The sequence below is a fragment of the Pseudomonas sp. 43(2021) genome (genome assembly GCF_017490805.1).
GTDB lineage: Bacteria > Pseudomonadota > Gammaproteobacteria > Pseudomonadales > Pseudomonadaceae > Aquipseudomonas.
Window position 1 is genome coordinate 112,407 of sequence record NZ_JAFGYJ010000013.1, and the last position, 12,319, is coordinate 124,725.

Annotated in this window: 10 protein-coding genes; 1 reads left to right on the forward strand and 9 read right to left on the reverse strand. The window is 65.0% G+C overall.

Translation table 11 applies throughout. The features are described 5' to 3' along the window. Window positions 1-289: 289 nt before the first annotated feature. The 5 genes from J5M71_RS13640 to J5M71_RS13660 are packed head-to-tail and all read right to left on the reverse strand — an operon-like array spanning window position 290 to window position 5,621. Complete coding sequence (locus tag J5M71_RS13640; RefSeq protein ID WP_243434184.1) at window positions 290-1,354, reverse strand: 2,3-butanediol dehydrogenase; 1,065 nt, start codon at window positions 1,352-1,354, stop codon at window positions 290-292. A gap of 52 nt (window positions 1,355-1,406) precedes the next feature. Then, entirely contained in the window at window positions 1,407-2,513 is a 1,107-nt protein-coding gene (locus J5M71_RS13645) for an acetoin dehydrogenase dihydrolipoyllysine-residue acetyltransferase subunit (RefSeq protein WP_207832803.1), read from the reverse strand. Further along, on the reverse strand, window positions 2,510-3,532 hold the full coding sequence (locus tag J5M71_RS13650) for an alpha-ketoacid dehydrogenase subunit beta (RefSeq protein ID WP_013970705.1): 1,023 nt from the start codon (window positions 3,530-3,532) through the stop codon (window positions 2,510-2,512). Before J5M71_RS13650 ends, J5M71_RS13645 begins: the two co-directional genes overlap by 4 nt. A 33-nt stretch (window positions 3,533-3,565) precedes the next feature. Further along, entirely contained in the window at window positions 3,566-4,543 is a 978-nt protein-coding gene (locus J5M71_RS13655) for a thiamine pyrophosphate-dependent dehydrogenase E1 component subunit alpha (protein ID WP_207832806.1), read from the reverse strand. A 22-nt stretch (window positions 4,544-4,565) separates the two neighbouring features. Then, on the reverse strand, window positions 4,566-5,621 hold the full coding sequence (locus J5M71_RS13660) for an NAD(+)/NADH kinase (protein WP_207832808.1): 1,056 nt from the start codon (window positions 5,619-5,621) through the stop codon (window positions 4,566-4,568). Window positions 5,622-5,904: 283 nt separating this feature from the next. Between J5M71_RS13660 and J5M71_RS13665 the strand changes: the two genes are divergently transcribed. Beyond that, on the forward strand, window positions 5,905-7,758 hold the full coding sequence (locus tag J5M71_RS13665; protein ID WP_207832810.1) for a sigma-54-dependent Fis family transcriptional regulator: 1,854 nt from the start codon (window positions 5,905-5,907) through the stop codon (window positions 7,756-7,758). Window positions 7,759-7,950: 192 nt separating this feature from the next. Here the strand turns inward: J5M71_RS13665 and accC are convergent, their stop codons facing one another. The 4 genes from accC to J5M71_RS13685 form a co-directional block, all read right to left on the reverse strand. After that, complete coding sequence (gene accC / locus J5M71_RS13670; protein ID WP_207832811.1) at window positions 7,951-9,306, reverse strand: acetyl-CoA carboxylase biotin carboxylase subunit; 1,356 nt, start codon at window positions 9,304-9,306, stop codon at window positions 7,951-7,953. Between the two features lie 17 nt (window positions 9,307-9,323). Then, on the reverse strand, window positions 9,324-9,788 hold the full coding sequence (gene accB / locus J5M71_RS13675; protein ID WP_207832813.1) for an acetyl-CoA carboxylase biotin carboxyl carrier protein: 465 nt from the start codon (window positions 9,786-9,788) through the stop codon (window positions 9,324-9,326). Window positions 9,789-9,888: 100 nt separating this feature from the next. Beyond that, complete coding sequence (gene aroQ / locus J5M71_RS13680) at window positions 9,889-10,344, reverse strand: type II 3-dehydroquinate dehydratase (RefSeq protein WP_003255330.1); 456 nt, start codon at window positions 10,342-10,344, stop codon at window positions 9,889-9,891. Window positions 10,345-10,523: 179 nt separating this feature from the next. Continuing rightward, window positions 10,524-12,296 (reverse strand): protein-disulfide reductase DsbD, encoded by a 1,773-nt coding sequence (locus tag J5M71_RS13685; RefSeq protein WP_207832815.1) that lies wholly within the window; start codon window positions 12,294-12,296, stop codon window positions 10,524-10,526. Window positions 12,297-12,319 lie beyond the last annotated feature (23 nt).

Consider the following 12,319-nt stretch of genomic DNA (forward strand, 5'->3'; position numbering starts at 1 on the left):
CTTCGCGGGTAAACCCGCTCCCACAGGTCCAGCGGTGACTTTCAGCTTTGCGCAATACCTGTGGGAGCGGCTTTAGCCGCGAACACCGGCGAAGCCGGTACCATGCACCGTGTGGTCTTCTTCGCGGGTAAACCCGCTCCCACAGGTCCAGCGGTGACTTTCAGCTTTGCGCAATACCTGTGGGAGCGGCTTTAGCCGCGAACACCGGCGAAGCCGGTGCCAGGCACCGCGTCGCCTGCTTCGCGGGCACGCCCGCTCCCACAGGTTCCGTTTAGCCTTTGAGGTGCAATCAGCGCACGCCCGGCGAAACGATGATTTTCACGTTCTCCTCCTTGTTGTTGACCAACTCCTCGAAGCCCAGCTCGACAATCTGCTCCAGTCCGATCCGCCCGGTCACCAGCGGGCGAATATCCAGCCTGCCGTCAGCGATGAAGGCAATCACATCGGCAAACTCGCCGTTATAGGCCAACGCCCCCAGCACCTGCTTTTCAGTGGACACCAGTTCGAAGAAGTTGAACTCGCTCGGCTCCTCGAATATCCCCACCAACACGCACTTGCCCGCCTTGCGGATGGTGTCGATGGCCAGCTTGGCCGTGTGCTTGTTGCCGATGCATTCAAAACTCACATCCGCTCCCAGCCCGGCAGTCAGCTTGCGGATTTCCGCCAAGGCGTCGCACTGGCTGGGGTCCAGCACTACGCTGGCGCCAACTTCTTTAGCCTTGGCCTTGCGCGCCGAGGACATTTCCAGGGCGATCACCTGCGCCGCCCCCGCTGCCTTGGCACACATGATGGTGCACAGGCCGATGGTGCCGGCGCCGACCACCACCACGGTCTGGCCCAGCAGGCTACCGGCCTTTTTCACCGCATGCATGCCCACCGCCAGCGGCTCGATCAGCGCCCCGGCCTCCGACGGGAAGCCCTGCGGTAGCCGATACAGCAGGTTGGCGGGCACGTTGACAAGCTCGGCAAAGGCGCCGTTGTTCATCAGGCCGGTGAAGGCCAGACGCTCGCAGATGTTGTACAGGCCATGGGTGCAGTAATAGCAGGTGCCGCAATGCTGACAGGCGTCCGCAGCCACCGGGTCGCCGACGGCAAAACCTTCCACGCCTTGACCCAGCTTGGCAATCTGGCCGCAGAACTCGTGGCCGAGGATGCACTGGCCCTGGATGCCGGTCAGCGGGTGCGGTGCCTCCACCGGGATGAATACCGGGCCGGCGACGTATTCGTGCAGGTCGGAGCCGCAGATGCCGCACCAGTCCACCTTGATCTGCACCCATCCGGGCGCAGGGTCGGCCGGCAGGGGCACCTGTTCGACGCGAATGTCATTGCGGCCATGCCAGACGGCGGCGCGCATGTGGGTGTGGCTCAGGTCGTTCATGGGTTTTCTCCAGGCTCACGGAAAGGGCTTAGTGCTTGCGCAGGAATGCGAGCAGTTGCTGGTTGACCTGTTCGGCCGCTTCCATCTGCACCATGTGCCCAGCCTCAGGCAGCACCAGCACTTCAGCCTCCAGCCCTTCGGCATGGCTGGCCGGGATGATCGCGTCCTTGCCGCCCCACACCACCAGGGCCGGGTGTTGCCCCAGCACCCCGCGCAGGTCGTGGCGCTGCCGGTCGCCGTCGGCGATGTCCGATGCCAGCAGGCGCAACGCGTCGTCCACCCCTTCCAGGCGCTTGAACTTGAGCATGTCCTCCAGCATCTGCCGGGTGACCAGTGCCGGGTCGGCAAACAGCTGCACCATCTGCGGCTTGAGGGCATTGCGGTTGGCGGCAGCGACGAAGCCTTGCAGGTACTGCCCGTTGATCGCCTCGCCCAGCCCGGCGCTGGCCACCAGGCTCAGGCTGGCCACCCGCTGCGGTGCCAGGCGCGCCACGTTCAGGCTGACTGCGCCGCCCATGGAGTGGCCGGCCAGGTGGGCCTTGGTGATGTCCAGGTGGTCGAGCAGGGCCAGCACGGTTTCGCTCAGTTCATCCAGGTCGCCGCGTTGCAGGGCCTTGCCCGACTCACCATGCCCCGGCAGGTCGAGGGCGATCACCCGCCGCTCGGCTGCCAGCGCCGGGTGGTTGAACAGCCAGTTGTTGAGGTCGCCGCCAAAGCCGTGCACCAGCACCAGCGGCGTGCCGCCATCGCCCAGCTCGAACCAGCGCAGCAGGCGACCGCCCACTTCCGCCTTCTGTGGCACTGGCCCCTGGGCCTGGTCAGCGCCACCTTCGGCGACGAACTCGGCCTGGAAGCGCTGCACCACGGCATCGATTTCAGCCTCTTCGGCTTCCCCTTCCACCACCACTGCCAGCAGCGCACCGACCGGCAGGGTTTCATCCGGCCTGGCCACCTGGCGACGCAGTACGCCGCTGAACGGGGCTTCGACGCTGCTGCTGATCTTGTCGGTCTCGACGTCCAGCACCTCGTCGCCCTTGTTGATTTCATCACCTTCCTGCTTCAGCCAGGTGTCCACCCGGCCCTCGGTCATCGACAGGCCCCACTTGGGCATGGTCAGGGTATGGATCTGGCTCATGCGGCACTCCTTGCGGCTTCGATCACTTTGCGTACCGCAGCCTCGATCTTCGCCGCGTCAGGGATGTACAGGTCTTCCAGTGCATCGGAGAACGGCACAGGAGTATGCGGGGCGGTGACCATCTCGATCGGGCCCTTGAGCGCGCCGAAGGCCTTCTGCGCCACCAGTGCGCTGATGTCGGTGGCCATGGAGCAGCGTGGGTTGGCTTCGTCGATCACCACCAGGCGGCCGGTCTTTTCCACGCTTTCCAGAATGCTGTCTTCGTCCAGCGGGCTGGTGGTGCGCAGGTCCAGCACCTCGCAGTCGATACCCTGGCGGGCCAGGTTGTTGGCGGCCTCCAGCGCCACATGCACCATGCGGCCGTAGGTCACCAGGGTCACATCGTCGCCATCACGCAGGAAGTTGGCTTCGCCGAACGGCACGGTGTAGACCTCTTCCGGCACCTCGCCTTGCATGCTGTACAGCAGCTTGTGCTCGCAGAAGATCACCGGGTCGTTGTCGCGGATCGCCTGTATCAACAGGCCCTTGGCATCGTACGGCGAGGACGGGCAGACCACCTTCAGGCCGGGGATATGCGTCCATAGCGAGGTGAGCATCTGCGAGTGCTGGGCCGCTGCGCGCAGGCCGGCGCCGTACATGGTGCGCATCACCAGCGGGGTGACCGCCTTGCCGCCGAACATGTAGCGGAACTTGGCGGCCTGGTTGAGGATCTGGTCCAGGCAGCAGCCGGCGAAGTCGACGAACATCAGCTCGCACACCGGGCGCAGGCCCTGGGTGGCGGCACCGACGGCGGCGCCGACGTAGCCGATTTCCGACAGCGGCGCGTCGAGCACGCGCCCCGGGAACTGGTGGTACAGGCCCTTGGTCACGCCCAGCACGCCACCCCAGGCGTCATCCTCGCCGGGGGCACCGGCGCCGCCGGCGACGTCTTCGCCAATGATGAACACCGTGTTGTCGCGGCGCATTTCCTGGGCCAGGGCTTCGTTGATGGCCTGCTGGTAGCTGATCTTTCTTGCCATGGTGATTCTCCTGTTGTTCTTGTAATCCGCGGCTCAGGGGTAGGCGACGTAGACGTCGGTGAGCAGGTCGGCGGGCTGTGGCTTGGGATCGGACTTGGCGCGGCGCACAGCGTCTTCGATCAGGTCTTCGACGCGGGCGTCGATGGCGTCCAGTTGCGCAGCCGTGAGCAGGCCGGCGCGGGTGGTCTTGTTGCGGAACTGCATGAGGCAGTCGCGGGATTCGCGCAGGTTCTTCACTTCATCGGGGGCGCGGTAGGTTTGTGCATCGCCTTCGAAATGGCCGTAGTAGCGGCTGAGCTTGACCTCGATCAGCGATGGGCCTTGCCCGGAACGTGCGCGCTCGATGGCAGCACCGGCGGCCTCGTACACGGCAAAGAAGTCGAAACCGTCGATGGTGACGCCGGGCATGCCGAAACCGGCAGCGCGGTCGGCGATGTGGTCGCAGGCCACCGACCAGGTCGAGGCGGTGGCTTCGGCGTAGCCGTTGTTCTCGGCCACGAAGATGCACGGCAGGTTCATGATCGATGCCATGTTCATGGCCTCGAACACGGCACCTTCGTTGGAAGCGCCATCGCCGAAGAATGCCACCGACACATCGTCGTTGCCCTTGATCTTGGCCGCCAACGCAGCGCCGGCCACCAAGGGGGCACCGGCACCGACGATGCCGTTGGCGCCGAGCATGCCTTTTTCCAGGTCGGCGATGTGCATCGAGCCGCCTTTACCGCCGCAAACGCCGGTCTTCTTGCCGTAGATCTCGGCCATCATGCCGTACACGTCGACCCCCTTGGCGATGCAGTGGCCATGGCCGCGGTGGGTCGAGGCGATGCAGTCGCTGTCGCGCAGGTGGGCCATGACCCCGGCAGCGGAAGCCTCTTCGCCGGCATACAGATGGACGAAGCCGGGGATCTCGCCGGTGGCGAACTCCACGTGCAGGCGCTCCTCGAAGGCGCGGATGGTGCGCATCACTTCATAGGCATGCAGCAATTGTTCGGTACTGAGTTGATTGGACATCTTGTTGTTCTCCAGGGTTGTCTCAACACGGGTTTGCAGGGTGCAACCGGTGGCCGCGCGGTACGGCCAGCAGGTGATGGCGGGCGGCATGCGCCAGCACGGCCTCGACGTCCACGCTCAATGGGCCTTGGTGGTCGAGGGTGATAGTGGGGGTATCGCGCTCGGCGAATTCGATTTCGCGTTCGCCGTCCAGCGCCAGCGTGCCGCTGGCCAGGCTCAGGCGGTGGGCGACGCCGGGCGTCAGTGGGCCGCTGGCGGTGATGCCGCAGCCTTGCAGCAGGCCGGGTGCCAGCGGCGCGAGCAGCGCTTGTTCGGCGCCGGGGTTCAGGCGTACCCAGGCGCCGTGCGGGTCCTGGCGCGAGACCGGGCACCACAGGCCGCACAGGGCCGAGAGGCCGATGGCATGGGGTTCGGCGAAACAGGCGAAGACTTCGCAAAGGTCCTCGCTGCGGCTCAGTGCCCGAGCGCCGATGAAACGCTGGGGCGACACCGCCACCTCCACCAGGGCCCATTCGGCAAGCTGCTGCTCGGGCACCTTCACCAGCAGGCGCTTGTTGCGGCGCAGGCCGATGCTGGCCGGTACCCGGCCGCTGGCAAGCAGGCCGCCGGCCAGGCCGGCGCTGGTGGCCTCGCGCAGTTCGGGGAAAGCATTGTTGGTGCCGGTGGACAAGGTCAGCAGCGGTACGTCACCGGCCTCGGCGGCCACTGCCTTGTGGGTGCCGTCGCCGCCGAGCACGGCGATCATCGCCACGCCTCGCTCGACCATGCGGCGGGTGGCCAGGCGGGTATCGGCAACGGTCTGGGTCAGCGGCAGGTCGAGTATTTCGAGGGCCGGCCAGTGCTGGTCACGGGCTGCCGGGCCCTGGCTGGCCTTGAGCACGGCGGCGGCGATGCCGGTCATGTCGCTGGGCAACAACACCTGGCCGATGCCGGTGGCACCAAAAGCAGCGAGCAGGCGCTGGATTGCCGAGGCCTTGTCGGTGCTCGAATAGAGCCCGGCGTTGGCGGTCAGGCGGCGCAGGTCGCGGCCAGAGGCAGGGTTGGCAATGATCCCGACGGTCGGGGCGGGTAGCGGCATGGCGCACCTCGTATTCTTGTTTGTCAGGGCAGGAGCAAGCGCGGTGCCAGCTTCTTTTGAATTGGCTGAAGTGCCTGCAATAGAGCGGTTTCATTGCGCCCCGTCAGGTGCTGATGGTTCTGCTGGCGAGACGCCCGGTGCCAGCGCTGGGCCGACCTTGCCGAGACGCTGAGACGCTGCGTCTCAAGCCGCCCGGTAATCACGCAGTGCTTGTCGGGGCATGCCCGGAAGCGCTTAATGGCCGGACAACGATAAAAACAGCAACGAGAACCGGAGGGCCTGAATGCTTGCCGCGAACTCCCGAGCCCATGTCGACTGCGTCAGCAGGGTGTTGAAGAATGCCGACCGCCTGCCGCAGGCGCCGGTGCCACCGCTGATTCTCGATTCATGGCGCCGCTCCATGGAGCTGTACCGCCTCGATCCCGGGTCCCAGCAGGGGCCGCGCATCCTGTCCCAAAGCCTGCTCAACGAATGCCGCGAACGCGCCGAACTGTTCCTGCGCATTGCCAGCGATGCCGTGGCCCGCTTGCATGAGCGGGTACGCGGTGCCGACTACTGCGTGTTGCTCACCGATGCCCTGGGGCGCACCATCGATTACCGGGTCGAGTCGGCCATCCGCAACGACTGCCGCAAGGCCGGGCTGTACCTGGGCACCTGCTGGTCGGAGGGCGAGGAGGGCACCTGCGGCGTGGCGGCGGTGTTGACCAGCAAGGCCCCGGTCACGGTGCACAAGCGCGACCACTTCCGCGCTGCGTTCATTGGCCTGACCTGTACGGCGGCGCCGGTGTTCGACCCGCTGGGCGAGTTGCTGGGCGTCGTGGATGTCTCGGCCCTGCAGTCGCCGGACGACCGCCGCAGCCAGCACCTGATCCGCCAACTGGTCGAGCAGACCGCCCGCGAGATCGAAAATGCCTTCTTCATGCACAGCGCCCAGGGCCATTGGGTGATGCGCGCCCATGGCACGCCGGGCTATGTGGAAAGCCAGCCCGACTACTTGTTGGCCTGGGATGCCGATGGCCGCCTGCAGGCGATCAACAGCCTGGCGCGTCAGCGGCTAGTGGCGCACCTGGGGCGTTTGCCCGAGCACATTGGCGAGCTGTTCGACATGGACCAGCTGCGCCGCGTGAACGCATCGTCCGCTCAACGCCTGCCGGGCCTGGGTGGGCTCTACGGCCGGGTCAGCGCACCCCGCCAGCGCCAGCCTGCGCAGCCGTTGCGTCAGGCCCAGGACGCCCGCATCGAGCAGCACCTGCGGTTGGCCACACGGGTCAAGGACTGCAACCTGGCGGTGCTGGTGCAAGGCGAGACCGGGGCTGGCAAAGAGGTGTTCGCCCGCCAGCTGCACCAGCAAAGCCTGCGACGCGATGGCCCGTTCGTCACCCTGAACTGCGCGGCCATTCCGGAAAGCCTGATCGAGAGCGAGCTGTTCGGCTATGTGGCCGGGGCTTTCACCGGTGCTTCCAGCAAAGGCATGCAGGGGCTTTTGCAGCAGGCCGATGGCGGCACGCTGTTCCTCGACGAAATCGGTGACATGCCGCTGAACCTGCAAACCCGGTTGCTGCGCGTGCTGGCCGAGGGTGAAGTGGCGCCGCTGGGCGCGGCGCGGCGGGAGCGGGTGGATATCCAGGTGATTTGCGCGACCCATCGTGATTTGGCGGCGATGGTGGAGGAGGGGCGTTTTCGTGAGGATTTGTACTTCCGCCTGGCCAATGCCCGGTTCGAGTTGCCGCCGCTGCGCGAGCGTGAGGACCGCCTGGGGCTGATTCACCAGTTGCTGGCCGAGGAGGCCGAGGCCTGTGGGGTTGAGGTGGTGCTGGCGGATGATGCGCTGCAGGCGCTGCTGGTTTACCGCTGGCCGGGGAATTTGCGCCAGCTGCGTCAGGTGTTGCGCTATGCCTGTGCGGTGAGTGAGGGCGGGCGGGTGCAGTTGCAGGACCTGCCGCAGGAGGTGCGGGGTGAAGCGGTTGGCTCGGCTGAAAGCGGGGTGTCGTGCCCGGCGCGGCAGTTGTTGCTGGATGCGCTGATCCGCCATCGCTGGAAGCCGGCCGATGCGGCGCGGGCACTGGGAATATCGCGGGCGACCTTGTACCGGCGGGTTCATGAGCATCACATCGAGATGCCGCGGATGAAGGTGTAGGGTCCTCGGGGCACGTTGCGCCCCTTTCGCGACACAAGGCCGCTCCCACAGGTACAGCGTCAACCTTGAGACCTTGCGAAACCCTGTGGGAGCGGCCTTGTGTCGCGATGGGCCGCAAAGCGGCCCCAGGATCCCCCAGGCAATAAAAAACCCCGGCACAAGTCCGGGGTTTCGGTACATCACACTACGCGATCACTCCTGGCTAGCCAGTTTGTGCTCGAGGTAGTGAATGTTGACGCCGCCTTTGCAGAAACCTTCATCACCCACCAGGTCGCGGTGCAGCGGGATGTTGGTCTTGATGCCGTCGACGACGATCTCGTCCAGGGCATTGCGCATGCGCGCCATGGCTTCGTCGCGGTCCTTGCCGTAGGTGATCAGCTTGCCGATCAGCGAGTCGTAGTTCGGCGGAACCGAGTAACCGCTGTACAGGTGCGAGTCCACACGCACGCCGTTGCCGCCCGGGGCGTGGAAGTGCTTCACCTTGCCTGGGCTCGGGATGAACTTCTTCGGGTCTTCGGCGTTGATACGGCATTCCAGCGCATGGCCACGGATCACCACGTCTTCCTGGCGGAACGACAGCTTGTTGCCAGCGGCGATGCTCAGCATCTCCTTGACGATGTCGATACCAGTGACCATCTCCGAAACCGGGTGCTCAACCTGCACGCGGGTGTTCATCTCGATGAAGTAGAAGCGGCCGTTCTCGTACAGGAACTCGAAAGTACCCGCACCACGGTAGCCGATCTCGATGCACGCATCGACGCAGCGCTTGAACACTTCCTGACGGGCTTTTTCATCGATGCCCGGGGCTGGCGCTTCTTCCAGCACCTTCTGGTGGCGGCGCTGCAGCGAGCAGTCACGGTCACCCAGGTGGATGGCGTTGCCCTGGCCGTCGGACAGTACCTGTACTTCCACGTGGCGTGGGTTGGTCAGGAACTTCTCCAGGTAGACCATCGGGTTGCCGAAGGCGGCACCGGCTTCGGTACGGGTGAGCTTGGCCGAGGCAATCAGGTCCTCTTCCTTGTGCACCACGCGCATGCCGCGACCACCACCGCCACCGGCGGCCTTGATGATCACCGGGTAGCCGACGTCACGAGCGATCGCCAGGGCGACCTCTTCGTCTTCCGGCAGCGGGCCATCGGAGCCCGGCACGGTCGGTACGCCCGACTTGATCATCGCGTCCTTGGCCGAAACCTTGTCGCCCATCAGGCGAATGGTGTCGGCTTTCGGGCCGATGAAGGCGAAACCGGATTTTTCCACCTGCTCGGCGAAGTCGGCGTTTTCCGCCAGGAAGCCGTAGCCCGGGTGGATCGCGGTGGCGCCGGTCACTTCGGCGGCAGCGATGATCGCCGGGATATGCAGGTAGGAATCCTTGGACGATGCAGGGCCGATGCAGACCGACTCGTCTGCCAGGCCCAGGTGCATCAGTTCACGGTCGGCGGTGGAGTGCACGGCGACGGTCTTGATACCCAGCTCTTTGCAGGCACGCAGGATCCGCAGGGCAATTTCCCCGCGGTTGGCGATCAGGACTTTTTCGAGCTTCCCAGACATCGTTGGCTCTCCGCGATTCAAACGATGGTGAACAGCGGCTGGTCGAATTCAACCGGCTGGCCGTCTTCTACCAGGATGGCGTCGATGACACCGCCAACATCGGCTTCGATGTGGTTCATCATCTTCATGGCTTCAACGATGCACAGGGTGTCGCCTTTCTTCACGGTCTGGCCAACTTCAGCGAAGTTCGGCGAGGTCGGCGAAGGCTTGCGGTAGAAGGTACCTACCATCGGCGAGCGGATCACGGTGCCTTTCAGGGCCGGGGCGGCGGCAGCGGCTTCAGCGGCCGGAGCGGCAGCGGCGGCGACCGGGGCAGCAACAGGGGCAGCGGCTACCGGAGCCGGTGCGAAGTACTGCTGGGCAGCTGGGGTCTTGCTGTGACGGCTGATACGGACCGACTCTTCGCCTTCCTTGATCTCCAGTTCGTCGATGCCAGACTCTTCCAGCAGCTCGATCAGTTTCTTGACTTTACGGATATCCATTAATCATCAACTCCCAAAGGTTCGGTCAGGGGGCGAAATACAAAAAAACGTATCTGAAACGTTTCTCTCGAACCCTGGCCCACTGAGGCCAGGGTTTTCATCATTTGGGCTGTGCGTTGGCAGCCAGTTGTTCCAGCGCGGACTCCAGGGCCAGGCGATAACCGCTGGCGCCCAGGCCGCAGATCACCCCTACGGCAACATCGGAAAAGTAGGAGTGGTGGCGGAACGGTTCGCGTTTGTGCACGTTGGACAGGTGCACTTCGATGAATGGGATGCTCACCGCAAGCAATGCGTCACGTAATGCGACGCTTGTGTGGGTGAAAGCAGCCGGATTGATCAGGATGAAGTCCACACCCTCGTTGCGTGCGGCGTGAATGCGGTCGATCAGTTCGTATTCAGCATTGCTCTGCAGGTACTGCAGATGGTGGCCTGCGGCGCGGGCACGTTGCTCCAGGTCCTGGTTGATCTGGGCCAGGGTCACGGCGCCGTAGTGGCCAGGCTCGCGGGTACCGAGCAGGTTGAGGTTGGGGCCGTGAAGCACCAGTAGCGTTGCCATCTGCGGATTCCTTGGATTTGTAGGGCAATTCGACACAGCGCGGCGAGTGTGCCGTAAAGCGACGGCAAGTGTCCAGTTCCCGGCAATAGCCAGCACGATGTCCGAGGTTCGCGCGAAGTATGTGACCAAATGATTAGGTTTGGTCACTGATTTCAGGATTTTTCACAGCTCGGGGGAAGTTATAGACCGACTTTGTCGCGTACGCGTGTCAGAATTTGCGCAAATTCACCGGCATTTATCTCGCCAATGACCCGATCAGCGGTTATTTCGCTACCGTTCGCGGCAAAGAACAACAGGGCAGGAGGGCCGAACAGCTGGTAGCGGTCGAGCAGGCTGCGTTGGTCGGCATTGCTTTCGGTGATGTCGAAACGCAGCAGTTTGAAGCCGGCCAGCTGTGCTTGCACCTGCGGCGCGGTCAACACCTCGCGCTCGATCACCTTGCAGCTGATGCACCAGTCGGCGTACCAGTCCAGCAGTACCGGCTGGCCGGCCGCCTTGGCCTGGGCCAGTGCGGCGTCCAGTGCGGCGGGGGTAGTGATGGTCTGCCAGCTATCCGCCTGCACCGCCGGGCTGTTGCCGGTGGCCACAAGGGTTGCCGGCGGTAGCGGGCGCAGCGGGTCGCCCTGGCCGCTGAGGGCGCCGTACCAGCAGGCCAGGGCGTACACCAGCAAGGCCAGGCCAAGCAGTTGGGCCAGGCGCTGGCGTGCGGTCTTGACGACGAACTCGAGGGCGCCGAGGAACAGTGCCACGCCAGCGGCGAGGAACCCGACCAGCAGCAAGGTCATCGGGCCCGGCAACACACGGCTGAGCAAGCCGATGGCCAGGCCCAGCAGCAGGACGCCGATGGCGTTTTTCACCGTGTTCAGCCAAGGGCCGCTTTTCGGCAGCCAGGCCGCGCCACCGGTGGCCACCAGCAGCAAGGGTGCGCCCATGCCCAGGCCCAGGGCGAACAGCTTGAGTGCGCCACCCAGGGCATCGCCGCTGGCGCTGATGTACAGCAACGCACCGGCCAGGGGCGCCGACACACATGGCGAAACCAGCAGGCTGGAGAGCACGCCGAGTATTGCCGCGCCCAGCAGCGAGCCGCCCCGGGTGTGGCTGGCGACATTGTTCAGACGGTTGCTCAAGGCCTGAGGCAGTTTCAGCTCGAACAGGCCGAACATGGCCAGGGCAAACACCACGAAGAACAGCGCGAAAGGCACCAGCACCCAGGCCGACTGCAGGCGTGCCTGCAGGTTCAGGCCGGCGCCGAACAGCCCCATGAGGGCACCGAGTACCGCGAAGCTGGCCGCCATCGGCAGCACGTAGGCCAGCGACAGCGCCAGCCCGCGCAGGCCACCGGCCTGGCCTCGCAGCACCACGCCGGAGAGGATCGGCAGCATCGGCAGCACGCAGGGGGTGAAGGTCAGGCCGACCCCGGCGAGGAAGAACAGCAGCAGCGACTTCCAGGTCCAGGCGTGTTCAGCGGTGGCCGGGGTGCTTGCGCCGCCTTCGCCATCGATGCTCAGGCGTGCGGTTTCCGGTGGGTAGCACAGGCCTTTGTCGGCGCAGCCCTGGTAGCCCACCAGCAGGGTGAAGGCACGCGGATCGTTGCGCGGCAGCTCGATATCGAGCACGCCGTGGTACACCTCGACATCGCCGAAGAATTCATCGTGTTTGGCCTCGCCCTTGGGGATGTTCGGTGTGCCCAGGGCAATGTCGGCCGGTTCGGTGCGGAACTGGAAGCGGTGGCGGTAGAGGTAGTAGCCATCGGTGGCGACGAAGCGCAGCTTGATGGTTTGCGCATCGGCCTGCACCAGGTTGAGCTTGAAGGCCTCGTGTACCGGCAGGAAGTCGGCGTTGTTGGCCAGTGACGCGGCGCCGAGGGTGGCACTGGGGCGGTTGTCGAGCAGGCCTGTGGCGAAGGCAGGGCTGGCCAGCAGCAGGAACAGCAGGAAAAACAGGCGGCGCATGGCGGACTCGCGAGGTGGAACGT